Annotated in this window: 24 protein-coding genes; 11 read left to right on the top strand and 13 right to left on the bottom strand. The window is 71.4% G+C overall.

Going from position 1 to position 24103, the window contains the following annotated elements; translation table 11 throughout:
- Positions 1–669, top strand: a complete 669-nt coding sequence (locus ABT369_RS03935; RefSeq protein WP_350610170.1) for a hypothetical protein — start codon at positions 1–3, stop codon at positions 667–669.
- Between the two features lie 128 nt (positions 670–797).
- On the opposite strand, the gene ABT369_RS03930 is transcribed toward ABT369_RS03935, so the two are convergent.
- Positions 798–1298 carry a hypothetical protein gene (locus tag ABT369_RS03930; RefSeq protein ID WP_350610169.1) on the bottom strand — a complete coding sequence of 167 codons (501 nt, stop codon included), beginning with the start codon at positions 1296–1298 and terminating at the stop codon, positions 798–800.
- A 200-nt stretch (positions 1299–1498) separates the two neighbouring features.
- Here ABT369_RS03930 and disA point away from each other — a divergent pair, with 200 nt between their 5' ends.
- Positions 1499–2638, top strand: coding sequence for a DNA integrity scanning diadenylate cyclase DisA (gene disA / locus ABT369_RS03925; protein ID WP_502891692.1), 1140 nt, complete (start codon positions 1499–1501; stop codon positions 2636–2638).
- A 277-nt stretch (positions 2639–2915) separates the two neighbouring features.
- Here disA and radA read toward each other — a convergent pair whose 3' ends face one another.
- From radA to ABT369_RS03905, 3 genes are all read right to left on the bottom strand, one after another.
- Positions 2916–4322 carry a DNA repair protein RadA gene (gene radA, locus ABT369_RS03915; protein WP_350610168.1) on the bottom strand — a complete coding sequence of 469 codons (1407 nt, stop codon included), beginning with the start codon at positions 4320–4322 and terminating at the stop codon, positions 2916–2918.
- A gap of 40 nt (positions 4323–4362) precedes the next feature.
- Entirely contained in the window at positions 4363–5091 is a 729-nt protein-coding gene (locus ABT369_RS03910) for a hypothetical protein (protein WP_350610167.1), read from the bottom strand.
- Positions 5092–5176: 85 nt separating this feature from the next.
- Positions 5177–5998: a UbiA family prenyltransferase gene (locus ABT369_RS03905; RefSeq protein WP_350610166.1), complete on the bottom strand. Its 822-nt coding sequence runs from the start codon at positions 5996–5998 to the stop codon at positions 5177–5179.
- 45 nt (positions 5999–6043) lie between these two features.
- Here ABT369_RS03905 and ABT369_RS03900 point away from each other — a divergent pair, with 45 nt between their 5' ends.
- Both ABT369_RS03900 and ABT369_RS03895 read left to right on the top strand, forming a co-directional pair.
- Positions 6044–6754, top strand: a complete 711-nt coding sequence (locus tag ABT369_RS03900; RefSeq protein WP_350610165.1) for a methyltransferase domain-containing protein — start codon at positions 6044–6046, stop codon at positions 6752–6754.
- A gap of 20 nt (positions 6755–6774) precedes the next feature.
- Entirely contained in the window at positions 6775–7791 is a 1017-nt protein-coding gene (locus tag ABT369_RS03895; protein ID WP_350610325.1) for a type III polyketide synthase, read from the top strand.
- A gap of 68 nt (positions 7792–7859) precedes the next feature.
- Here ABT369_RS03895 and ABT369_RS03890 read toward each other — a convergent pair whose 3' ends face one another.
- Positions 7860–8357: a hypothetical protein gene (locus ABT369_RS03890; protein ID WP_350610164.1), complete on the bottom strand. Its 498-nt coding sequence runs from the start codon at positions 8355–8357 to the stop codon at positions 7860–7862.
- A 622-nt stretch (positions 8358–8979) separates the two neighbouring features.
- On the opposite strand from ABT369_RS03890, the gene ABT369_RS03885 reads away from it, so the two are divergent.
- Positions 8980–9465: a CarD family transcriptional regulator gene (locus ABT369_RS03885; RefSeq protein ID WP_350610163.1), complete on the top strand. Its 486-nt coding sequence runs from the start codon at positions 8980–8982 to the stop codon at positions 9463–9465.
- A 42-nt stretch (positions 9466–9507) separates the two neighbouring features.
- Positions 9508–10191, top strand: a complete 684-nt coding sequence (gene ispD, locus ABT369_RS03880) for a 2-C-methyl-D-erythritol 4-phosphate cytidylyltransferase (RefSeq protein ID WP_350610162.1) — start codon at positions 9508–9510, stop codon at positions 10189–10191.
- Positions 10192–10456: 265 nt separating this feature from the next.
- On the opposite strand, the gene ABT369_RS03875 is transcribed toward ispD, so the two are convergent.
- On the bottom strand, positions 10457–11170 hold the full coding sequence (locus ABT369_RS03875) for a TVP38/TMEM64 family protein (protein ID WP_350610161.1): 714 nt from the start codon (positions 11168–11170) through the stop codon (positions 10457–10459).
- A gap of 103 nt (positions 11171–11273) precedes the next feature.
- Between ABT369_RS03875 and ispF the strand changes: the two genes are divergently transcribed.
- A complete protein-coding gene (gene ispF / locus ABT369_RS03870; protein WP_350610324.1) occupies positions 11274–11744 on the top strand; it encodes a 2-C-methyl-D-erythritol 2,4-cyclodiphosphate synthase in 471 nt (156 codons plus the stop codon).
- Positions 11745–11749: 5 nt separating this feature from the next.
- Here the strand turns inward: ispF and ABT369_RS03865 are convergent, their stop codons facing one another.
- Positions 11750–12913: a homogentisate 1,2-dioxygenase gene (locus tag ABT369_RS03865; protein ID WP_350610160.1), complete on the bottom strand. Its 1164-nt coding sequence runs from the start codon at positions 12911–12913 to the stop codon at positions 11750–11752.
- A 99-nt stretch (positions 12914–13012) separates the two neighbouring features.
- On the opposite strand from ABT369_RS03865, the gene ABT369_RS03860 reads away from it, so the two are divergent.
- Entirely contained in the window at positions 13013–13981 is a 969-nt protein-coding gene (locus ABT369_RS03860) for a hypothetical protein (RefSeq protein ID WP_502891699.1), read from the top strand.
- A gap of 61 nt (positions 13982–14042) precedes the next feature.
- Here the strand turns inward: ABT369_RS03860 and ABT369_RS03855 are convergent, their stop codons facing one another.
- Positions 14043–14546 (bottom strand): hypothetical protein, encoded by a 504-nt coding sequence (locus tag ABT369_RS03855; RefSeq protein WP_350610158.1) that lies wholly within the window; start codon positions 14544–14546, stop codon positions 14043–14045.
- 138 nt (positions 14547–14684) lie between these two features.
- Between ABT369_RS03855 and fahA the strand changes: the two genes are divergently transcribed.
- Positions 14685–15893, top strand: coding sequence for a fumarylacetoacetase (gene fahA, locus ABT369_RS03850; protein WP_350610157.1), 1209 nt, complete (start codon positions 14685–14687; stop codon positions 15891–15893).
- 682 nt (positions 15894–16575) lie between these two features.
- Positions 16576–17901, top strand: a complete 1326-nt coding sequence (locus ABT369_RS03845) for an outer membrane protein assembly factor BamB family protein (protein ID WP_350610156.1) — start codon at positions 16576–16578, stop codon at positions 17899–17901.
- A 26-nt stretch (positions 17902–17927) separates the two neighbouring features.
- Here the strand turns inward: ABT369_RS03845 and hisC are convergent, their stop codons facing one another.
- From hisC to hppD, 4 genes are all read right to left on the bottom strand, one after another.
- The gene (gene hisC / locus ABT369_RS03840) at positions 17928–18962 is read right to left on the bottom strand and encodes a histidinol-phosphate transaminase (RefSeq protein WP_350610155.1); all 1035 of its coding nucleotides are present in this window, start codon (positions 18960–18962) and stop codon (positions 17928–17930) included.
- Positions 18959–19930: an RDD family protein gene (locus ABT369_RS03835; RefSeq protein WP_350610154.1), complete on the bottom strand. Its 972-nt coding sequence runs from the start codon at positions 19928–19930 to the stop codon at positions 18959–18961. Before ABT369_RS03835 ends, hisC begins: the two co-directional genes overlap by 4 nt.
- 16 nt (positions 19931–19946) lie before the next feature.
- A complete protein-coding gene (locus ABT369_RS03830) occupies positions 19947–20459 on the bottom strand; it encodes an RDD family protein (protein WP_350610153.1) in 513 nt (170 codons plus the stop codon).
- A 220-nt stretch (positions 20460–20679) separates the two neighbouring features.
- Complete coding sequence (gene hppD, locus ABT369_RS03825; protein WP_350610152.1) at positions 20680–21837, bottom strand: 4-hydroxyphenylpyruvate dioxygenase; 1158 nt, start codon at positions 21835–21837, stop codon at positions 20680–20682.
- A 93-nt stretch (positions 21838–21930) separates the two neighbouring features.
- Here hppD and ABT369_RS03820 point away from each other — a divergent pair, with 93 nt between their 5' ends.
- Entirely contained in the window at positions 21931–22416 is a 486-nt protein-coding gene (locus ABT369_RS03820; RefSeq protein ID WP_350610151.1) for an Lrp/AsnC family transcriptional regulator, read from the top strand.
- A gap of 53 nt (positions 22417–22469) precedes the next feature.
- Here the strand turns inward: ABT369_RS03820 and ABT369_RS03815 are convergent, their stop codons facing one another.
- Positions 22470–24098 (bottom strand): fumarate hydratase, encoded by a 1629-nt coding sequence (locus ABT369_RS03815; RefSeq protein WP_350610150.1) that lies wholly within the window; start codon positions 24096–24098, stop codon positions 22470–22472.
- Positions 24099–24103: the final 5 nt, after the last annotated feature.

The following is a 24103-nucleotide window of genomic DNA, read 5'->3' as shown; positions in this document are numbered from 1 at the left end:
ATGAAGCTGACGGTTGGCCCACTGCCCGCAGGCGTCTACTGGCGGCGCCGGGCGATCATCGGTGGCGTGCTCGTCGTCGCGTCCCTGATGCTGTGGGCGTCCTGCGGCGGCAGCGGCGGTGACGACCAGAAACGCACTTCGGCCGCTGGCTCGGCCGGCCCGACGACCGGCGACCCGACACCGACGGTGACGATCCAGGTGCCGACGACCGGCGGAGCGCCCGAGTCCGTGGCCCCGCCGGTCTCCTCCTCGGCCGCCGCGCCGCCGGCGCCCACCACCACCGTGCCACCGTGCGCCGACGCCGACCTGACGCTGGTGGCCTCGCCCGAGCAGGCGGTGCAGTTCCGGGGCGCCTACCTGAAGTTCTTCCTGAAGATCAAGAACGTCGCGACCCACGATTGCGTGCGGGACCTCGGCGCCGATTCCCAGGAGTTGTACCTCCAGGTCGCGGCCAGCAAGATCTGGTCCTCGGACGCGTGCGACCCGCCGCACGGCAGCCAGCTGACGGTGCTGAAGCCCGGCATCGAGGTGCAGTTCAGCACCACGTGGAGCGGGAAGGCCACGAACAACGGCTGCGCCAACCGGGAGACGCCGCCGGCGGGCAAGTACGAGCTGGTCGGCCGGCTCGACACCAAGCTCAGCGAGCCCGTTCAGGTCCAGCTGACCTGACGGTGCCGAGGGGCTGACATTCGGGTGGGGTGACCAACCGCGGGCCTGGCAGCGTCGGCGCGCCAGCGCCCAGCGGTGTCTGGCGGGAGCGACGGTCCGCACCCCGGCGGACCCGAGTCATGCCGTTCTTACAGCTTGTTCGCGATCTGCACCTGGTCGGGGGCGAACGCGGCGAGCGCGGCCAGCTGACCGTCGGGCGTGCCGTTGAAGTCCCGCAGGCGCACCGCCACCCCGAGGCCCCGGGTCCGCCGCTCGTCGAGCCTGGCCAGGTCGCGCAGCACGTTCTGGTCGATCCAGGCCGGGTTGGTGCCGGTGCGGTCGAGCCCTTCCAGCAGCCGTACGACCAGGAACCGCTCGTCGCCCACCTCGATCGCGGCCACCTCGCCGACCCGTGACCAGGGCAGGACGAGCGTACGCACCCAGCCGGGCCGCAGGGTGAGCGCGAAGTGGTTGGCCCCGACCCGCGGCCGGCGCAGCACGGCGAGCGCGATCGGCACCGCTCCCACCACGGCCAGGCCGGCCGTCCACATGGGAACGTTCGCGAGCGGGTTGTGCGCGCCCGAGTCCAGCGTCTCGGGCTCGTCGCCGAACAGCGCCCGGATGAGCAGGACGGCGAGCGTCGCCGACACGGCATACCACGCCAGGGTTCCTAGAGACCGGGACGGAAAACTCCGTCGCCACTCGATCCGCTCCGGACCGGCCACCGGCGACAAACCCCTTGGCTTTCGAAAATCAACCGCCGTCCATTTGTGGAGGGCATCCGACCACTCTACGGGCTGGGTCGATACCGCACCAGCACCTGATGACCGGGCATCCGTAGACTGTGCGGGTGCCGATTGACCGCGAGCCCGGCAGGGGCGCCGCCAACACCGGCCTCATCGGGGGCTGGGCCGCCGCGCTGCCCGGCGCCGACCCCCTGCGCGCGACGCTGGCCCTGATGGCCCCGGGCACCGTGCTGCGCGACGGCCTGGAACGCATCCTGCGGGGCCGGACCGGAGCCCTCATCGTGCTCGGGTACGACCGCGTGGTCGAGCAGATCTGCACCGGCGGCTTCCCGCTGGATGTCGAGTTCTCCGCGACCCGGCTGCGCGAGCTGTGCAAGATGGACGGCGCCGTCGTCCTGTCGAGTGACGGCACGAGAATCGTCCGGGCGGCCGTGCACCTCATGCCCGACCCGACGATCCCGTCCGAGGAGTCCGGCACCCGCCACCGCACCGCCGAGCGGGTCGCGAAGCAGACCGGCTACCCGGTGATCTCGGTGAGCCAGTCGATGCGGATCATCGGGCTCTACGTCAACGGCCAGCGTCACGTCATCGACGACTCGGCCGCCATCCTGTCGAAGGCCAACCAGGCGCTGGCCACGCTGGAGCGGTACAAGCTGCGCCTCGACGAGGTCAGCGGCACCCTGTCCGCGCTGGAGATCGAGGACCTCGTCACCGTCCGCGACGCGGTGGCCGTGGTGCAGCGCCTGGAGATGGTGCGCCGGATCGCGGACGAGATCGCGGGCTACGTCGTGGAGCTCGGCACCGACGGCCGGCTGCTGGCCCTGCAGCTCGAGGAGCTCATGGCCGGCGTGGAGGCCGACCGCACCCTGGTCATCCGCGACTACATCCCCGCGGTGCGCCGCACGCGCGTGTCCGACTTCGGGCTGGAGGAGCTCGACGCCCTGACGGCGACGGAGCTGATCGACCTCGTGGCGGTGGCCAAGTCCCTCGGCTACCCGGGGGCGAGCGACGCGCTGGACGCGGCGGTCTCTCCGCGCGGCTTCCGCCTGCTGGCGAAGGTGCCGCGGCTGCCGAGCCTCGTGGTGGACCGGCTCGTGGAGCATTTCGGGAGCCTGCAGCGGCTGCTCGGCGCGACGGTCGAGGACCTGCAGGCCGTCGAGGGTGTTGGCGACGCCCGCGCCCGAGGGGTTCGCGAGGGACTGTCCCGGCTCGCGGAGGCCTCAATACTGGAGCGCTACGTCTGACCAGGGCCTGAGGCTACGCGGGGCGCTTGGTCGCTCGGCCTTGCTGAGGCTTGCCGAGGCCGCCGTTGTCGGTCAGGACTCGGCAGCATCGCCCGGCCCCGGCCAGCGGCGGCGCCTCCGCCACGCGATCCCGGAACCGTCCGACCAGATCGCCCGCAGGGCCACCAAAGGCAGCCACGGCGGACGACCTCCGCACTTCGACCCGGCCGTCCACCAGCAAGCCAGCTGGCAACTCATCGCCGCCCTCATGAGGCCGCCATAATCGGCGGGACAGGGCCTAAACGTCCTCCGCCGTTGCCTTCACCGCGTAGTGCAGGGCCGTCCGCACGTCGTTGACCTCCAGCACTCGCATGCCCGGCGGGGTCACCCCGGTGGCCGCGGGCCCGCAGCCCGGCGGCACCAGGGCGAAGCGGAAGCCGAGCCGGGCCGCCTCGGCCAGGCGGCGGGGCACCGCGCCCACCCGCCGGACCTCGCCCGTCAGCCCCACCTCGCCCAGCGCCACGAGGTCCGGAGGCATGGGCAGCTCGTGGGCTGCGGAAGCCGCGGCGAGCGCGAGGGCCAGGTCCGCCGCCGGCTCGGTGACGCGCAGGCCGCCGACGGTCGCCGCGTAGACCTCGCGGTCGTGCAGCTGGATGCCCGCGCGGCGCTGGAGGACGGCCAGGACCATGGCCAGGCGGGCCGAGTCGAGGCCGGAGACGGTGCGGCGGGGTGAGCCCGGCATCTGGGCGCCGATGAGGGTCTGCACCTCGGTCACGAGGGCGCGGCGGCCCTCCATGGCCACGCAGACGCACGTGCCCGAGACGGCGTCCGCATAGCGGGTGAGGAAGAGGCCGCTCGGGTCGGGCAGGCTCGTGATGCCGCCCTCGTGCATCTCGAAGCAGCCCACCTCGTCGGCGGCGCCGAAGCGGTTCTTGAGGCCGCGGACCATGCGCAGCGACGAGTGCTTGTCGCCCTCGAAGTTGAGGACCACGTCGACGAGGTGCTCGAGGACGCGCGGGCCGGCGACGTTGCCGTCCTTCGTGACGTGGCCGACCAGGACCGTGGCCAGGCCGCGCTCCTTGGCGATGGCGACCAGGGCCGCGGTGACGGCGCGGACCTGGGTGACGCCGCCCGCGACCCCGTCGACGCCGGGGGCCGAGACCGTCTGCACCGAGTCGAGGATGAGCAGGCCGGGCTTCACCGCGTCGAGGTGACCGAGGACGGCCGAGAGGTCGGTCTCCGAGGCGAGGTAGAGGCGCTCGTGCAGGGCGCCGATGCGCTCGGCCCGCAGGCGGACCTGGCTCGTGGACTCCTCGCCGCTGACGACCAGCGACGGGCTCTCGCCCTGCACCGCCCACTGCTGGGCCACGTCCAGCAGGAGGGTGGACTTGCCGACGCCGGGCTCGCCGGCCAGGAGGACCACACCACCGGGGACGATGCCGCCGCCCAGGACGCGGTCGAACTCGCCGACGCCGGTCGGGCGGGCCTTGGCCGGGGCCGCGCTGATCTCGGCGATCGGGCGGGCGGGCTCGAGCGGGGCGCGGGACGGCACGGAGCGCAGGGCGGCCGGACCGGTGACGGCGGCGCCGCCGGCGAGCTCGAGGATCGCCCCCCACTCACCGCACTCCGGGCACCGGCCGATCCACTTGGGTGGCCGATGCCCGCAGACGTCGCACTGATAGATCGAGCCCTTGGTCTTCGTCACGCCCCCAACTTAACGAAGGGGTACGACAAAAAAACCGGGCTTACTCCTCGACACCCTCGCCGTGCACGACCGAGCTCGGCTTCGGCAGCGCCGTGCCGGGCGGCGTCATCGGCAGGTTGGGCAGCTTGATCGTGGTGGTGCTGCCGTCGGCGTAGGTGAACGTGAAGGTCACGTTGGTCAGCGCGCCGCCGGGCAGCAGCGGCTCGCCGGTCAGCTTGTCGACGGCCAGGTACTGCTCGCCGCCGTTGTCGTGGGTGAGCAGTGCCACCCCCGAGACCGGGATGCTGACGGCGATCGTCGACGAACCCGCGGAGGTGGGCGCCAGCGAGGGCGCGGCGGCGACCGGCTCCGAGGGCGAGCCGGACGGCTTCTTGCTGCCGGAGGGAAGCACGGCCGGCGCCGCCGGCAAGGTCGCAGCCGCGGCCGGCTGCGGGCCGCCGACGAGGACGATCGTGCCGTTGTCGCTGGTCGCGCCGGTCAGCTTCACGGCCTGCTGGGCGTTGTTGAACAGCCGGATGTTGAGCGGGACCGTCGAGCCGGGCTTGTACTGGTCGGCGTAGGCGACGCTGCCGTCGCGCAGCGCGATCTTGCCGTCGGCGCTCTGGACGTTGACGCCCGGCACCGCGGCCGTCTGCTGGTCGGTCTGGGTGATCTGACCCGAGCCGCAGGCGGAGAGCAGGCCGACGCCGAAAGCGGCCGTTGCCAGGAGCGCGGCGCCCAGCACCGTGCGGCGGCGAGCCAGCGGCTTGGCCTCAGTCGAACGCGTCACCGTGATTCCTCCAAATCAAGGGGCAGCCGCACTACAGCCTAGATGCCCTTGATCGGTGGATTACGCGCACCCTGGCAATGGTGACTCAATCCAGATTCAGGCCGCTGATCAGGAGAAACACGACATCGATCAGAGCGACGGCGATGACGGCGAGGAACGGGGCACGCGATGTTGTGTCGCGATTCATGCGGTACCACCCCCAGGAAAGCGCGATGAGTGACACCCCGAGCGCCGGCCAGAACAGCACCGGCGGCGGACCGGGGGGCCCGAACGCCAGCGCAGCGGTGGCGGCCGGCAGCAGCACCGCGGCCGCGGCCAGCGACCCCCGGCGGCCGAAGCGCTGCGGGAGCCCGCGCACGCCGCTGCGCTCGTCGGCGTCGAGATCCGGCAGCGTGTTGACGAAGTGCGCGCCCGCGCCCAGCAGGCCGCCGGCGGCGAGCAGCCACAGCGGCGGAGTCTTCCCCGCGCCGAGCACGACGAACGCGGGCAGGCAGGTGAAGGAGACGGCGTAGGGGACGACCGAGGCCGCCGTCGACTTCAGCGGCCAGTCGTAGAGCAGCGCCGAACCGAGCGCGAGCGCCGACACCAGGCCCGCCTCCCAGCCGGAGAGGAAGCCCAGCGGCACGCACACCGCGGCCGCGACGGCGCCCAGCACCGCCACGAGCCGCCGGGAGACCTTCCCGGCCGCCACGGGCTTGTCGGAGCGCCCGGCCGCGGCGTCCCGCTCCGCGTCGAGAGCGTCGTTGACCCATCCGATCGACAGTTGACTCGCCAGTACCGCCGCACCGGCCGCAATCACCCCGCCGAGCGGCCGATCCAGCCCGATGGACAGCAGCACCGCCACCGCCGTGACCCCGGCGGCAGGCTCTGGATGACTCGCCCGCAGGAGCGGGATCGCAACCCACATCCGGCAAGTGTGGCGGGCGGAGGGGTCCCATGTCAGGCTCGTCTCATGCCGTCGCCGAGGCGCGCTCGCAACGACCCTGGTCAGTATGACGACCTGGCCGGGGAATGGTGGCGCCCCGGCAGCCCGTTCTCGATGCTCTACTGGCTCGCGCGCGCCCGTGCGCGGCTGATCCCGCCCGCCGAGCGCGACGGGGCCGTGCTGGTGGATCTCGGCTGCGGCGGCGGGCTGCTCGCGCCGCACGTGGCCGGCAAGGGGTACACCCACATCGGCGTCGACCTCGTCGTCTCCGGACTCGAGCAGGCCGCCGCGCACGGCGTCACCCCGGTGCTCGGCGACGTGAGGCACCTGCCCTTCGCCGACGGCAGCGCCGACGTCGTCAGCGCCGGGGAACTGCTCGAGCACGTCCCCGACCTGCCTCGCGTGGTCGCCGAGGCGTGCCGGATCCTGCGCCCGGGTGGCTGGCTCGTGCTCGACACGCTCGCCGACACCGCGCTGTCGCGACTCGTGGCCGTGCGCCTCGCCGAGGCCGTCGTCCCCGCGGTGCGCGGCATCCACGACCCCGCGCTGTTCGTGGACCCTCAGCGGCTGCGGGCCGAGTGCGCGCGCCACGGGGTGCCGCTGGTCGTCCGCGGCGTGCGCCCCGCCCTGCCCTCCCTCGCCCGCTGGCTGGTGACCCGCCGCGGTCGCGTGCCGATCGTGCCGACGTTCTCGACCGCGATCCTCTACCAGGGGCGCGGCAGGAAGGTGAGCCAGTGACGGGTGCCGCCATAGCGGGGATGCACGTGACGTTTCCCGGGCAGATGAGCCAGGACGAGGTGTGGGACGGCTACTTCAGGCGGCACTACGACGGGCCCCGCCGCGGGCTGGCGAAACGGATCTTCGCCAACTCGGGCGTCGTCACCCGTCACGGGGCGGTCAACCCGCTGCTGGAGGACGCGTCCTCCTGGTCAACCGCCAAACGCATGCAGCGGTACCTCACGGAGGCCCTCCCGCTCGGCAAGGACGCGGTCGCGGGCGCCCTGGACGCCGCGGGACTGCGCCCGGACGAGATCGGGCTGTTCGCGGTGTGCTCGTGCACCGGATACGCCACGCCGGGCCTCGACATCCTGCTCGCCCGCGACCTGGGCATGGCGGACGACACGCAGCGGCTGTTCATCGGGCACATGGGCTGCTACGCGGCGCTGCCCGGGCTCGGCGCCGTCTCGGACTACGTGTCCGCGCGCGGCCGCCCCGCGGTGCTGCTCTGCCTCGAGCTGACCAGCCTGCACGTACAGCCGCCCACCGACGACCCGCAGCAGATCGTGGCGCACGCGCTGTTCTCCGACGCCGCGGCCGCCGTGGTGCTCGTGCCGGACGGCCCCGGCGCGCTCGTGGCCGACATCGCCGCGGTCACCGACACGGCCACCGCGGACCACATGACGTGGGACGTGACCGATCTGGGCTTCCGCATGGGGCTGTCGCCGCGGGTGCCCGACGTGCTGTCGATCTACGTCGCCGACCTGGTCGAGCGGCTGCTGCGCCCGCGCGGGATGTCTCCCCGGGACGTGGATGCCTGGGCGGTACATCCCGGAGGCCCCCGAATCCTGGACGTCGTCCGCGACGAGCTCGCGCTGCCGGAGTCGGCCCTGGCCGCGTCGCGCGACACCCTCGCGGCGCACGGGAACTGCTCCTCGCCGACGGTGCTGCTGATCCTCGACGCCTTGCGCCGCCGCGCCGCCGGTCCGCCGCGCACCACGGTCGCGCTCGCGTTCGGCCCCGGCCTCACCCTCTACGGGGTGCTCCTACAGGTCTGACAGTGACGCCCTGCGCCGCGGGTCCGCCACGGTCGCGCTCGGCCGGCCTCACCCTCTACGGGGTGCTCCTACAGGTCTGACAGTTGGGCCGCGAACGACTCCGGCGTGGTCACCGACCGGACCGCCTTCACCAGCTTGCCGTGGAAGCTGACGAGCACCGCGGCGGTGGTCCGGTCGCCGGCCAGGTCGGGCACCGAGGCGCGCAGCGAGTTGTTCGGGTCGGCGAGGGAGCGCACGGTCACGCCCGCCCTGAGCCCGCTGGGCAGCGTGGGCGGGCGAGCCGCGACCACGATGACCTTGACGGTGTTCTTCGCCGTCGCGACGGCGTCGACGGTGCTGCGGATGAGCTGCTCGCAGGAGCACCCGTCCACGAGCAGCACCACGGCCGGGGAGACCTCCACGAGCCCGACCGGCTTGCCGTCCGAGTCCTGCAGGCTCACGCCGGTCAGCGACACCACGGCCGGGGCGCTCGTCGGGGATCCGACCTTGGGACTCGTCTTGGGGGCGCGCCCGGGCCACGCGACGGCGAACAGGCTCACGAGGGTCGCGATGACCGCGATCGTCATGATCAGCAGCGGTACGACGAGTCCGGGTGAATCGTCCGACACACGCCGGGCCGGCTTCGGCCTCAGGTGCAGTCGACGCCGCCAGCGGCGGTGGATTGCGTCGCGGCGGAATTGCCGACGGATCGGTGCGCCTTCGTCGTCGAGTGCGGCGGGATCGTCGGGAATGATGATCGTTCCCCACTCAGGCGGGAGATCGGGGAGGCCACCACCCTCTTGTGGTCGCTCACCACCGCCGTTGTCATCCCGCAGCGCGCCCATCGCTGTTCTCCTCGCACCTGCCTCAACTTTCCCTCACCTTCCGGTCCCGCGCCAGAGGTGACTACATCGAGATCTGTGCGTATCATCTACGCTCCGCCGCTGGTCACGTCACGCAGCGTGTCGGTTCTGGACCGGCGGCGAACGACGGAGGACACTTGCCGTAATCAATCGGATATGTCCGACTGCCAGGTCATTTGTGCGTGCTCCCGGTTGTTGATCCGCTACACAGCAGGTCCGGCGTTTCCTGTCAAGCAGGAGAAAGGGGACTCACATGTGTTCTGACCTGCGCGAATGCTGCTCTCTGGGGTGGGACGACAGCGCGTGACCGTGTTACCCTAGACACAGCGAAAGGGGTTTCGAACCTATGGTTTTCAGTGTCGGCGAGACCGTTGTCTACCCCCACCACGGGGCCGCACTCATCGAGGCAATCGAGACTCGCGTCATCAAGGGCGAGGAGAAGCAGTACCTCGTCCTCAGGGTCGCTCAGGGTGACCTGACGGTGCGGGTGCCCGCCGAAAACGCCGAAATCGTCGGCGTGCGCGAGGTGGTTGGCGAGGAAGGCCTGACGAAGGTCTTCGACGTCCTCCGCGCTCCGCACACCGAGGAGCCGACCAACTGGTCGCGGCGGTACAAGGCGAATCTGGAGAAGCTGGCCTCCGGCAATCCGCTCAAGGTTGCTGAGGTCGTCCGCGACCTGTGGCGTCGCGACCGTGAGCGTGGTCTGTCGGCCGGCGAGAAGCGCATGCTCGCCAAGGCGCGGGACATTCTGGTCGGCGAGGTGGCGCTCGCCGAGAAGAGCACCAAGGACGAGGCGGAGTCGCTGCTCGACAAGGTGTTGACCGAGGCCTGACGAATCCAGCCTGGCTATCCCTTCGATACCGAGGACCGCGACGTGACGGCGCACGTGTCTGTGCGTGGTGACGTCGCGGTCCTCGTGCCAGCGGCCGGCATGGGGGTCCGACTCGGACCTGGCGGCCCCAAGGCACTTCGCCTCCTGGGCGGCGAGCCGCTTCTTGTGCACGCCGTGCGGCGTCTTGCGCTCGCGCCCAGTGTCGGCTGCATCGTGGTCGCCGCGCCGGCCGATGCCGTGTCCTTCGTCGCGGAGCTCTTGGAGCCCGTGGCCCCGGTCACGGTAGTGCCCGGCGGGGCGACCCGGCAGGCCTCGGTCGCCGCGGCGCTCGCGGCGGTCCCTGACGGCTTCGACATCGTGCTCGTCCACGACGCGGCGCGCGCATTGACCCCACCGGAGCTGGTGGAGTCCGTGGCGGCGGCGGTGCGAGGGGGGCACGGCGCCGTCATACCCGTTCTTCCGGTGGTCGACACCATCAAGCAGGTTTCGGATTCCGGCTCGGTCGTGGCGACCGTGGACCGGTCGTCCCTGCGTGCGGTGCAGACGCCGCAGGGGTTCCGGCGCGAGGTGCTGGAGAAGGCGCACTCGGCGGCGATCGACGAGCACACCGACGACGCCGGGATGGCCGAGCGGATCGGTGAGCCGGTGCATACCGTGCCCGGGTCCGAGGCGGCGCTGAAGATCACCCGGCCGTTTGACCTGGCTGTGGCCTCGCTGCTGCTCTGACCGGGCGCTGCCGCTCGGGCGCTGTTGCTTTGACCCGGCGCTGTTGCTCTGGCCTGGCGCTGTCGCCGCGCCTCGCTGCTTGTCACCCCGCCGCTGTGTGCTGCTGTCACCGCACCGCGATGGTGTCGCCGCGCCGCTGCCACCGCCGCACTGCGCGGCGCCGCTTTCACCGCGGCGCCGCTTTCACCGCCGCGGCGCGCTTTTGCCGCCGTTGCGCCTCGTGCGGGATTCCGACATTTCCGGAATGTCAGTCGTGCCGGCCGCTTTACGCTGCGGCGGGAGCCGGGGTCGTCGTCCTCTTCGGGCGGCGGCGCCAGAGCAGGAAGCTGCCGACCGAGCCGCCGATGCCCAGCGTGGCGATCATGACGCCCGCGATCGACATGCCCACCGCGTCGCCGCGGGCCGTGGCCGAGCCGAGCGCCGAGTACGCCAGGGTGGCCGGGAGGGCGCCCACGACCGTGCCGGTGATGAACGCGCTCATGCGCACGCTCGTGGTCCCGAAGACGTAGTTGGCGATGCCGAAGGGCACGATCGGTACCATTCGGGAAATCAAGATCGCCAGCGTCCCGCGTTTGGCGACGGCCTGCTCCATGGCGAGCATGCGACCGCTCAGGTGGCGGGCCATGAACTCGCGGCCCAGGAACCGGCCCACCGTGTGCGCGATCAGCGCGCCGATGGTGATGCCGAGCATGATGTACAGCGCCCCGCCCACGAATCCGAACACCAGCCCGCCAACGCCGGCCAGCAGCGTGCGGGGGGCGAGCGCGGTGGTGAGCACGGCCGAGCCGCCGATCGCGATGAACGGGGCCAGCGGGTGATTGCTGCCGACCGCGTGGGCCAGCGACGAGCGGGTCGGGTGGGCAATGATGATCGCCACGGACAGGGACACCACGATCACGGCAAGCAGACCGAAGCGAATCGCGGCTCCGGTGCGCCACCACGGACTGGGGCTCGTCGGGGTCGTCTGATCGCTGCGCACCCCACCCAGCCTAGGCCCGATTCGCCCATATGCCGACCCGTGCGTCGGTTCGGCAACCGAAGGTTCACGGTTGTGCACCAAAACGTCGTACCCTCCCGTCGTGATGTTGATCGGGAACGGCACCGACGTCCACGCGTTTGAATCCGGCCGCGAGTGCTGGGTCGCCGGGCTGCGGTGGGAGGGCGTCGACGGGCTCGCCGGGCACTCCGACGGCGACGTCGCCGCGCACGCGATCTGCGACGCGCTGCTCTCCGCGGCCGGGCTGGGTGATCTCGGGGCGAACTTCGGCACGTCACGGCCCGAGTGGGCGGGCGCCTCGGGCGTCACGCTGCTGCGCGAGACCGCGCGCCTGATCCGGCAGGCCGGGTTCGAGATCGGCAACGTGTCCGTGCAGGTCATCGGGGTGAAGCCGAAGATCAGCAAGCGGCGGTCGGAGGCCGAGCGGGTGCTGCACGACGCCCTCGGGGCGATCGTGCGGCTGTCCGGCACGACCACCGACGGCCTCGGGTTCACCGGCCGCGGCGAGGGACTGGCCGCCACGGCCGTCGCGTTGATCTATCCGGTCTCCCACTAGGACGGTCAGGCCTGGCGGGCCCACGTCCAGGCGTACCCGGTGTCCTCGATCGCCAGGGCCGGCTCACACAGGTCCAGCGGCCGGAAGGTGTCGACCATCACCGCGAGCTCGTCGAAGGCCTCGGCGCCGATCGCGCGCTCGACCGCGCCCGGCTGCGGTCCGTGGGTGAATCCGCTCGGGTGCAGCGAGATGGAGCCCTGCTCGATGCCGGAGCCGCGGCGGGCCTCGTAGTTGCCGCCCGTGTAGAAGAGCACCTCGTCGGAGTCGACGTTGTGGTGGTTGTACGGGACCGGGATCGCCAGCGGGTGGTAGTCGACCTTGCGCGGTACGAACGAGCAGATCACGAAGTTCGGGCCCTCGAACGTCTGGTGCACCGGCGGCGGCTGGTGCACGCGCCCGGTGATGGGCTCGAAGTCGTGGATCGAGAAGGCCCACGGGTAGAGGCAGCCGTCCCAGCCGACGACGTCGAATGGGTGATTTGCGTAAATGTGCTCGGTCCAGCCCCGGCGGTGCTGCACCAGCACGGAAATGTCGTACCCCTCCGCGATGATGGGCTCCGCTGGACCACGGAGATCCCGTTCGCAGTAGGGCGCGTGCTCCAGGAACTGTCCACGCACGGAGAGATAGCGCCGCGGGGGTCCGATGTGTCCGGTCGCTTCGATCGCCAGCAGCTTCACCGGCCCGTTCTTGGGCACCAGTCGATGGATGACCGATGTCGGGATGATCGCGTAGTCACCCTCGACCAGGTCCAGCACGCCGAAGGTGGACTCCAGGGTGACCGCGCCCGCCGACACGTAGAGGCACTCGTCGCCGGCCGCGTTGCGGTAGAGGGGCGAGGGTTCGGTCGCCTCGACGTACGAGATCCGGACATCGTCGTTCGCGAGCAGGTGCTGCCGCCCGAGCACCGCGTCCACCTTGCCCCCGCCGATCTTGCCGGTCTGCAGGTGGCGCGGCTTGAGCGGCAGGTTCGGCACTCGCGACCAGGCCGGCGGCTCGAACGGCACCGCCGAGGTGATCGCCGTCGGCCGATTGCGGTGGTAGAGCAGGGAGGAGTCGCTCGAAAATCCCTCCTGCCCCATCAGCTCTTCCGCGAACAACGAGCCGTCGGGCTGGCGAAACTGGGTGTGGCGCTTCGGCGGCACCTCGCCGACGCGGCGGTAGTACGGCATCACGGCCCTCCAGGTCGTGCTTCATGGAGTGTCCGGATAACGGACGAAGTTGTCCGCCCTGTAAAGCGTCCACTAGATTCGGAAGCCGTGTCAAACGCAGTGCCAACCCTGCTGACCACACTGGTCGACGACGCCGCCGTGTTTCCGCCGGGCAGCGCGCCACTGACCGACGCCGTGCCCGCGCACGCGGGCCACCGCCGGAGCTGGTATTCCGAGCTCATCGGCCCCCTTCTCCTCCCCGTCGCCGACCGGGCCGCCTTCCTGGCCCTCGCTTGCGCATCTCACCCGCCGGATTCACCCGCACCTGCTTCCTATCCGGCCGGTTCTCATGCGGCTGGTTCTTACGCGGCCGGACTGCTCGTGGCTGCCTCGCAGGTGTCGCCTTCGGTCGCGCCCGGTTCCGAGGCGGCCGTCTCGCTCGGCTTGATCGGTGAGCCGGCCGCCCTCGAGGCCGCGCTCGGCGACCTCCCCGCGGGCACCAGGCAGCTCGAGAGCCCGGTCGCGAAGCGGGGCGAGGACCCGCTGCCCGGCATCGAGCGGCTCGCGCGGCTGATGCGCGGACGCGAGTCGCCCCTGCAGTGGTATCTGGAGGTGCCGCTCGCCTGGGGCCTGATGTCCGGCCTGGACGCCATCGCCGCGCTGCGGGCCGAGGGCCTGCCCGTGGCCGCGAAGTTCCGCACCGGCGGGCTGGCCGCGGAGCTCTTCCCGAGCCCGTCCGAGCTCGCCGCCGTCATCATCGCCTGCCGCGACCGCGACCTGCCGTTCAAGCTCACCGCGGGCCTGCACCACGCGGTCCGCCACACCGACGCCGAGACGGGCCTGGTCCACCACGGCTTCGTGAACATCCTGGCCGCCGTGCTGGCCGCCGCCGACGGCGCCGACCCTTCCGACCTCGCGGCGCTGCTGTCCTCGGCCGAGGCCAACCCGCTGGCCGACCGCGTCCGGCCGCATCTCGACCGCGAGCGGCCGTTGTGGGCCGGGTTCGGCAGCTGCAGCGTCCAGGACCCGGTCGGCGACCTCGTGACGCTGGGCCTGCTGGACCGTCCGCGACCGCAGGACCCGCGATGAGGACGCTGCTGCGCACGCTGCGGTGGCTCGCCCTCCCGCGAGCGCTGTCCTCTGCGCCGCCTCACCCGGCCCGGGTCCCGTTCCGCTCGTCGCAGCCCGATCCGGCTCGGGAGGCGTCTCGCTCGCGCTCGTCGTGGTCGCGCCGGTGGCGATCCGGCACTTCGCAAGCGCGTCCGGCCGTGGCGGCGTCCCGCTTGCCCTCATCGTGGTCGGGGGCATCGACCGCCCGGGTGTCTCCCTCACGCACGCGGCGGTCGTTGCCCTCGCCGGATCGGTCGCGGTTGCGCTCGTCGCCGTTCCGCTCGGGGGTGCCGGAGCGCCGGCCCTTGCTCATGCTGTTGCCGCTCCGCTCCGAGGCGTCGCGTTCCGGGGTGCCGAGCGAACGGGCGGTGCGTCCGCAGGCGTTGCCGGCGTTCGGCATCAGGTCGTCGCGCTTCAGGCCGTCGGGCTTCGGGGTGTCGCGCTGTTGGGCGGTGCGTCCGCGGGTGGTGTCGGCGTTCGGCCTCGGGTCGTCGCGTTCCGGGTTGCCGCGGCGGCGAAGGGGGCTTCCTCGGGCGCTTTCCATGGCCGCGGGGTCGGGGCAGCGGGTGCTGGTGCTCTCGCGGCCGTCGGCGGCGGGGTTGCCGGATGAGCTTTCGCTCGGGTTCGGTGCTGGAGTCGGGGTCGTCTCGCGGGAGCGGGTTCCGGTTGTTGGAGGTGCGCGATGAGTGGTGCCGCTTGGCTGGAGCTCGCCGAGGATGATGCGTTCGGGGTGGGCAACCTGCCGTACTGCGCGTTCGGGCAGGATCGGTTTCGCTGGACCGGGGTGCGCATCGGGGATCGGATTCTGAACCTGGCCGCGGCCGAGGGGCGGGGGCTGATCGACGCCGGTGGGGCGTTTCTCGGGCAGGGGACGCTCAATCGGTTCATGGCGGCCGGGCGGCCGGTCTGGTCCCGGGTGCGGGAGCGGCTGAGCGAGCTGCTGAGCGCCGGGCGGTATCAGGAGTCGATCGAGCCGCTGCTGTTGTCCGTGGCCGATGTGCGGCTCAAGCTGCCGTTCGAGGTCGCCGACTACGTCGATTTCTACTCGTCCGAGGAGCACGCGACCAACCTCGGGAAGCTGTTCCGGCCCGGTGGGGAGCCGCTGCTGCCGAACTGGAAGCATCTGCCGGTCGGGTACCACGGGCGGGCCGGGACCGTGGTCGTCTCTGGCACCGACGTGCCGCGGCCGTTCGGGCAGCGCAAGTCGCCCGACGAGGACGGGCCGGGGTTCGGGCCCTCGCTGCGGCTGGACATCGAGGCCGAGGTCGGGTTCGTGGTCGGGGTGCCGTCCGAGGGGGCGGTCGCGATCGACGACTTCCGCTCGCACGTGTTCGGGGCTGTGCTCGTGAACGACTGGTCGGCGCGGGATCTGCAGGCCTGGGAGTACCAGCCGCTGGGGCCGTTTTTGGGCAAGTCCTTCCGGACGTCGATCTCGCCGTGGGTGGTGCCGCTCGACGCGCTCGACGCGGCTCGGGTGCCGGGACCGGTCCAAGAGCCGCCCGTGCTGCCGTATCTGCGGGCGGGGGAGCACTACGGGTACGACATCGGCATGGAGGTTTTCTGGAACGGCACGCTGGTCTCCCGGCCGCCGTTCGGCGGGATGTATTGGACGCCGGCGCAGCAGCTGGCGCATCTGACCGTCAACGGGGCCTGGGCGCGGACCGGGGATCTGTATGCCTCGGGGACGGTGAGCGGGGCCGAGGCCGAGCAGACCGGCTCGTTCATCGAGCGCACGTGGAACGGGGCGCGGCCGGTGCAGCTGGCCGACGGCACCGCGCGGTCGTTCCTGCTCGACGGCGACACGGTGACGATCACCGCTACGGCGCCGGGGCCGGGCGGGTCGCGGATCGGGTTCGGGGAGGTGACCGGGACGATCACCAAGCCCGAGTGACCTGGAGTTCGGCCGCGGCTTGACCACGCGCGTGGCCGTTGGCCTTACCGCGCGGTGATGCGTCACGCTCTTCGCCGGGAGGCGGGCCGCAGCGATCGCCGGCCGCGACCGCTTCGGTGCGCACCCCTGCGCCGAGCCAACCTCGCACGCGTGACCACGGTCTCGCCGGACCGCGGCCGCAGCGAGTCGCGACCGCAGCTGTGGCGAGTCGCGACGGCACCCGCGGCGAGTCGCGACCCCAGCCGCGGCGAGTCGCGACCGCGGCCGTGGGGAGTCGTGGCAGTGGCGGTGCCGAGTCGCGATCGTGGCAGTGGTGGTGCCGAGTCGCGGTCGTGGCAAGCAGCGACCCGGCGCAGTGGCGAGTCGCGGCGAGTTGAGGCCGTGGCAAGCAAGCGGTGCCGTGGCAAGCAAGCGGTCAGGCCGCCGCGCGCATCGGGAGCGTTGCCACGAACGGGTGATCGGGTGCCGTGCGCCGGCGTCGCCGCGCTTGACGAGCCGCGGGTCGAGTGGCGTGCGGGAATGTCACGGGGCGGTGGGAACGCGGTGTGAGTCTTCTGCGGATCGACGGTCGCCGTGCGCGTTGTTCGGTGCTCGGCAGGTATCGTGCGCGGCGGAGGTGGTTATGGGGACGAGTGCAGCGGGGCTGCGTCGGCTGGTTTCGCCGCGTAGCTGGTCGCGGCCGGTGCGGTTCGTGCTGACCGGGCTGCTCGTTCTCGTGGTGCTCTTCGCGATGGGCATCACCGCCTACCGCACGCTCAAGCCGGCCGAGACCGTGAGCCGCGCGGACAAGCCGGTGCCGTCGGCCGAGCCGATCAAGGCGATCCAGTACTCGGAGCTGCCCTCGGCGCCGCTGATCGTCGAGGGGCGGCTGCGGGTCTACACGGAGCAAAGGCGGGTCTTCGCCGACACGCCGGTGACGTCGCAGCGGTTGAACACGCCGCACTGGTCGTACCGGCGGTGGCCGGCCGAGGTGGTGTCGATCGTCGAGGTGGAGAAGCCCGCCAGCGGGGTCGGCATGTCCGTCGTGGTCACGAAGTGGTCGGACGGGGACATCGTCGCGCTCGACGCCGAGAAGGGCGACATCGTCTGGCAGGCCAAGATCGACCCCGCCGACGGCGAGTCGTTCAAGGGGCGCCGGACCGGGGCGAAGACCATGTGGTCGCCCGAGGATCTGTTCGTCAGCGCGTCCGTGCTCGACCGCCAGCCCGTCGTGATCGCGACCGGCAAGGACGTCGTCGAGGGGATCGATCCGGTCAACGGGACGATCAAGTGGACGCGCTCGTTCACGGCCGAGCCCGGGTGCCGCACCAACGACTGGACGGGCCCGGACACGTACATGGTGAAGAACACCTGCGCGAAGCCCGCCACGCTGGAGATCTACGACGCGGCCAGCGGCACGCTGCTGAGCACCTGGCGGCCGCCGGGGGCCTCGATCGGCACCGACGGCGTCTCCAACTGGTTCGTCGATCCGGCCTCGTGCGAGCTGGGGCGGTCCGGCTGCACGATGTTCAAGGCCGCCCCGACAGGGGAGGGCGTCGTGACGTACACCGACGCCGCCGCCGGACTGGGCACGATCACGGCCTCGTACTGGTCGCTCGCCGCCGACCGCACCGTGAAAGCGGAGCCGGTCGCGGACAAGGACACGGTGATCGCGGTCGGGGACGTCATCGCCCAGCAGATGACCGGCGGGTACATCTGGGCGTTCTCCCGCTCGACGGGCCAGCGCCTGTGGATGTCGGAGGTCGCCGGCCGGCTCATCGGCGGCGACCAGCGCAACTTCTACGTGATCAACAACGAGTACCAGCTGCTGGTCCTGAACCTGGAGACCGGCGCGGTGACGTCGAGCACCGAGCTGCGCATCCGGCCCGCGGACCGGTTCGTCTACAGCATGTACTACCTGCACGCGGGATACCTGGTGATCGAGCGCCTGCAGACCACCAAGGAATCCGAGATCGACGACAAGTACTACTTCAGCCAGGACACCGTGGTCCTGGTCGGGATGGGCTGAGCCCGCCCCGACCAGGAGTCACGACGTCAGAGGGCGCCGAGGAAGGCGTCGTTCTCCTCGGGCGTGCCGATGGTGACCCGCACGCCGTCGCCCTGGAAGGCGCGCACGATCACGCCCGCGCGCTCGCACTGCGCCGCGAACGCGGCCGACTGCTCGCCCAGCGGCAGCCAGAAGAAGTTCGCCTGGGTCTCGGGCACGTCGGGGTGGACCTTGCGCACCGCCTCGACGACCCGCGCGCGCTCGGCCACGACGAGCTCGACCCGGCGGCGCATCTCCGGCTCCTGGTTGAGCGCGGCGAGGGCCGCGGCCTGGGCCGCCAGCGAGGTCGAGAACGGCGTGACGACCTTGCGCACCGCCGCCGCCACCTCGGGCGAGCCGATCAGGTAGCCGATGCGCAGGCCGGCCAGCCCCCACGCCTTCGACAGGGTGCGCAGGACCACCACGTTGGGGCGGTCACCGTACTCCACCAGCCCGTCCGGCACCGAGGGGTCGGTCACGAACTCGCGGTAGGCCTCGTCCAGCGCCACGATCACGTTGGCCGGCACCCGGTCGATGAAGGCGTCCAGCTCGGCCTTGCGGACCGCGGTGCCCGTCGGGTTGTTCGGGTTGCACACGATCACGATGCGCGTGCGCTCGGTGATCGCCTCGGCCATCGCGTCCAGATCGTGACCGTGGTCCGCGGTGTTGGGCACGCGCACGCTCTTCGCGGCGGTGGTGGCGCCGATGATCGGGTACGCCTCGAAGGAACGCCACGGGTAGACCACCTCGTCGCCGGGCAGGCAGGCGACGCGGAACAGGTGCTCGAACAGCGCCACGGAGCCGCAGCCGGTCGCGATCCGTTCGGTGTCGACGCCCAGCCGCTCGGCCAGGCGCCCGCGCAGCTCGGTCACGCCCATGTCGGGGTAGCGGTGCACGCCGGCGACGGCCTCGGTCACCGCCTCCACCACGCCGGGCAGGGGGCCGTAGGGCACCTCGTTGCTGGCCAGCTTGATGGCGCCGGGCACGCTGCGGCCCGGGACGTAGGCGGGCAGGGCGTCGAGATCCGGGCGGGTGAGGCTCATCGTTCGTCTCCGGGGATGGACTCGGGGGTGAGGGCGTGGTCGGGGTGCCGCTCGGCCATCACCACGACGGTGCGGGCCGCGCGGTCGTGCAGCGCGCGGTGCAGCGGCCAGTCGACCACCGGCGAGATGGCGTCGACGAACTGCAGCACGAAGCCGACCCCGCACGTCCACAGCAGCACGCCGAGGCCCATCGGGTTCCAGCGGCGGATGGCGCGGCCGAAGCCGAGTGGCTGATCGGCCTCCAGCCCCACAACCTTGATCTTCATGAGCCGCTTGCCGAGGGTCTGCCCGCTGCCCGCGTGCGCCGGGACCTCGTAGGCGAACCAGATCGCGGCGATGAGCAGCAGGATGACGATCTGCAGGTATTGCGCGCGGTCGGAGGTCGTCAGGTCGCCGATCGACTCGCCGCGGGACTGGCGGCGGTAGATCTCCGCCATGACCGGGCCGACCTCCTGGATCCACTGGTAGACCAGGAAACCCGTGGCCGCGGCGATGATCGCGGCGACCGCGAGGATGTCGACCAGGCGGGCGACGAACCGCTTGCCGAGCGGGGCGAGTGCGTAGCCGTGCGGGCGGACCTGCGCCGGCATCGCGAACCCGGCCTGCGGCGGCAGCAGCACCTGCACCGCGCCCGCCGGCAGCTGGCCCTGCGGCAGGAGCCCGGCCGGCAGCGGCGTGCCCGGGGGCAGCACGATCGCGCCCGGCGGCAGCTGCCCCGGGGGGAACCCGCCCGGCGGGATCGGCGTGCCGGGCGGCAGCACGACGGCGCCCTGCGGCAGCGGCGCACCGGGCGTCGTGACGACCGGCACCTGCGGCGCCGCCGGGGTCACCGGTTTCTCGGCGATCACGGGCGGGGCCGCCGGGGCCGGTTCCGAGGCCGGAACGGGCTCCCCGATCCAGCCCTCTCCGTCCCAGTACCGCTGGACATCCGGGTCCGCAGGGTCCTTGTACCACCCAGGCGCTGTCACAAAGCCTCCGTGCCGCTCATCCGACCTTCACCACGATTGTCCCCGCCGCCTTGTCGTGCAGGCACTGCTGGTACGGCTTGTCCCAGAGCTGCCAAAGCCCGTCGATCCACGAGAAGAACGGCACGACGGCGCCGACCAGGCTCTGCGTGGCCCAGCGCCGGGCGAGCACGCCGCGGCCGATGGGCGCGGAGGGGTCGTCGGCCCGGATCAGCTGCAGCTTCATCGCCCGCTTGCCCCACGTGACGCCGGTGCGGCGGAACATCTCGACGTGGTAGACGTACCCGGCCGCGAGGACCAGAACCAGGTAGAGCAGCTCGATGAGCAGCGGCAGCCCGAACAGCAGGCCGGCGTTCGGGGTCTCGGTGGACGAGGCGGCCGCCGTCGCGCCGGCGATCACCGCGAAGATCGCGATGAACATCGGGATGGCCAGCACCAGCGCGACGCCGACCAGCACGGCGCCGTCGATGAGCACGGCGACGAGCCGGTCGCCGAAGTTCGCCAGCGGCATGCCGTTCGGGGCCCGGGGCACGGGTGGCGGTACCGCATAGGCGCCCTGTGGATAACCGCCAGGCTGTGGATAACCGGGTTGTGGATAACTCGCGGGAGCGCCACTGACCTGTGGATAACCCGCAGGCGGCGGTCCACCCTGTGGATAACCTTGTTGATAACCCTGCGGATTGCCGGATGGCGGCCCGTAGTTCGGGACACCACCCGGTTGCGGCTGACCCGGATACGTCACCCGAACAGTGTTACAGGTTTCCGCGAAGTTCCTGCTCGCGCTCGATCGCTTCGAAGAGCGCCTTGAAGTTGCCCTTGCCGAAGCCGAGCGACCCGTGCCGCTCGATCAGCTCGAAGAAGACCGTCGGGCGGTCCTGGACCGGCTTGGTGAAGATCTGCAGGAGGTATCCGTCCTCGTCGCGGTCGACCAGGATGCCGCGCGACTTCAGCTCCTCGATCGGCGCCCGCACCTGGCCGATGCGCTCGCGCAGTTCGGGATCGTCGTAGTACGAGTCGGGGGTCACGAGGAACTCGACGCCGGCGGCCGTCATCTCGTCGACGGTACGCAGGATGTCGTTGGTCGCCAGCGCGATGTGCTGCGCCCCGGGGCCGCCGTAGAACTCGAGGTACTCGTCGATCTGCGACTTCTTGCGCGACACCGCCGGCTCGTTCAGCGGGAACTTGACCTTGCGCGTGCCGCTCGCGACGACCTTGCTCATGAGCGCCGAGTACTCGGTGGCGATGTCGTCGCCGACGAACTCGGCCATGTTCGTGAAGCCCATGACCCGGCGGTAGAACTCGACCCACTCGTCCATCCGGCCGAGCTCCACGTTGCCGACCACGTGGTCGACGGCCTGGAAGTAGCGCCTGGCCGGCGGCGCGACGATCGGCTTGCGCGCGACGAACCCGGGCAGGAACGGGCCCGAGTAACGCGAACGGTCGATGAGGGTGTGGCGGGTTTCGCCGTACGTCGCGATCGCCGCCCGCCGGATGACGCCGTGCTCGTCCTCCTCGTCGTGCGGCTGCTCGAGCGGCTGGGCGCCCTGGCGCACGGCGAACGCGAACGCGGTGTCGACGTCGGGCACCTCGAGCGCGATGTCGGCGATGCCGTCGCCGTGGCGCTCGTAGTGCTGGGTGGCCTCGGCCTCGCGGTGCACCCCGCCGGCGAGGACGAAGATCGCGGAGCCGGACTTGAGCACGTATTCGGCGTGGTCGCGGTAGCCCTGCTCCGGCCCGCGGTACGCCAGCAGCGTCATGCCGAACGCGGTCGAGTAGTAGTGCGCCGACTGTTTCGCGTTGCCGACGTAGAACCGGACGTGATCGAGCCCGGTGAGCGGGAAGGGGTCGTGGGATACGTCGTGCTCGACGGCCCCGATGAGCTCGTTCAGGTCTTCGATGGCGCGGGTCATGGGACAAGCGTCGCCCGGCATTCCCGGGCTGGGCAAGGAACGCTATTCTGCTTGGTCAAGTTGCACAATTAGCTGGCTGTTTCGCGGGTACGGGTGAGCAAATTGTCCGGTGAAATCGATGTTCTCGATGCACGCTTGATCAGCCTGCTGTACGCCGAGCCGCGCATCGGCGTCCTGGAGTGCTCCCGCCGCCTCGGGGTCGCGCGCGGCACCGTGCAGGCCCGCCTGGACCGCCTGGCCGCCCGCGGCGTGATCCGCGGCCACGGCCCGGACGTCGACCCGGCCGCGCTCGGCTACGCGGTGACCGCGTTCGTGACCCTGGAGATCCGCCAGCGCTTCGGCCACGACCCGGTCTCGGCCCACCTGCGCGACATCCCGGAGGTGCTGGAGGTCCACACGATCACCGGCTCGGGCGACCTGCTGTGCCGGATCGTGGCCCGCTCGAACGCCGACCTGCAGCGGGTGATCGACCGGGTGATGAGCTTCGAGGGGATCGTCCGCTCCTCGACGATCATCGCCCTGGCGGCGCAGATCCCGTACCGCGTCCTGCCCCTCGTCGCCGCGGCCGCCGACGCCTAGCACGTGGTCCAGGCCCCCTCGCGCTCATCGAGCCGAGGGGGCCGGCGGCGTCGCTAGCGGCGCCCGACCGTCAGGACCGGCTTGGTGACCTCGGCGAAGAAGTCGTTGCCCTTGTCGTCGACCACGATGAAGGCCGGGAAGTCGACCACGTCGATCTTCCAGACCGCCTCCATGCCGAGCTCCGGATACTCCAGCACCTCGACGTGCTTGATGCAGTCCTGCGCCAGCCGCGCGGCCGGGCCGCCGATCGAGCCCAGGTAGAAGCCGCCGTACTGGTGACAGGCGTTCGTCACCTGCTTCGAGCGGTTGCCCTTGGCCAGCATGACCATCGAGCCGCCGGCGGCCTGGAACTTCTCGACGTACGAGTCCATGCGCCCCGCGGTCGTCGGGCCGAACGAGCCCGACGCGTAGCCCTCGGGGGTCTTCGCCGGGCCGGCGTAGTAGACGGCGTGGTCGCGCATGTACTGCGGCATCGGCTCGCCCGCGTCGAGGCGCTCGGCGATCTTCGCGTGGGCGATGTCCCGGGCCACGACCAGCGGGCCGGTCAGCGACAGGCGCGTCTTCACCGGCAGCTGCGAGAGCTGGGCGCGGATCTCGGCCATCGGGCGGTTGAGGTCCACGGCCACGACGTCGTCGTCGAGGTGCTCGTCGGTGACGTCGGGCAGGAAGCGGGCCGGGTCGCGCTCGAGCTGCTCGAGCCACACACCCTGCTCGTTGATCTTCGCGACGGCCTGGCGGTCGGCGGAGCAGGAGACCGCGATCGCGACCGGGCAGGAGGCGCCGTGGCGCGGGAGGCGCACGACGCGGACGTCGTGGCAGAAGTACCGCCCGCCGAACTGCGCCCCGATGCCGAACTCGCGCGTGAGCTGGAGGACCTCGGCCTCCAGCGCCACGTCCCGGAAGCCGTGGCCGACGGACGAGCCCTCCAGGGGCAGGGTGTCGAGGTACTTCGCCGAGGCCAGCTTCGCCGTCTTCAGCGCGTGCTCGGCCGACGTGCCGCCGATCACGATCGCCAGGTGGTAGGGCGGGCAGGCGGCGGTGCCGATGAGGCGCAGCTTCTCCTCGAGGAACTGCATCATGCGGGTCGGGTTGAGCAGGGCCTTGGTCTCCTGGTACAGGTAGCTCTTGTTGGCCGAGCCGCCGCCCTTGGCCATGAAGAGGAACTTGTACGCGTCGTCGCCCTCGGCGTACAACTCGATCTGCGCCGGCAGGTTGGAGCCCGTGTTCTTCTCGTCCCACATGGTCAGCGGGGCAAGCTGCGAGTAGCGCAGGTTGAGGCGCGTGTAGGCGTCGAACACGCCGCGGGCGATCGCCTCCTCGTCGTTGCCGTCGGTGAGCACGAACCGGCCGCGCTTGCCCATGACGATCGCCGTGCCGGTGTCCTGGCACATCGGCAGCACCCCGCCCGCGGCGATGTTGGCGTTGCGCAGCAGGTCGAGGGCCACGAACCGGTCGTTCGGCGAGGCCAGCGGGTCGTCGATGATCGAGCGCAGCTGGGTCAGGTGGGCCGGGCGCAGGAAGTGCGCGATGTCGTGCATGGCCTCGTCCGTGAGGCGGGTCAGCGCCTCCGGCTCGACGGTCAGGAACCGTCCGTCGCGGCCGATCCCGTCGCTGGTGACCAGGCGGTATTCGGTGGTGTCGGGTCCGAGCGGCAGCAGCGGGGAGAACGCGAAGTCGGGCATGCCCT

It is taken from the genome of Dactylosporangium sp. NPDC000244 (genome assembly GCF_040300725.1).
Taxonomy (GTDB): domain Bacteria; phylum Actinomycetota; class Actinomycetes; order Mycobacteriales; family Micromonosporaceae; genus Dactylosporangium.
This window is presented reverse-complemented; position numbering and strand designations above follow the sequence as displayed.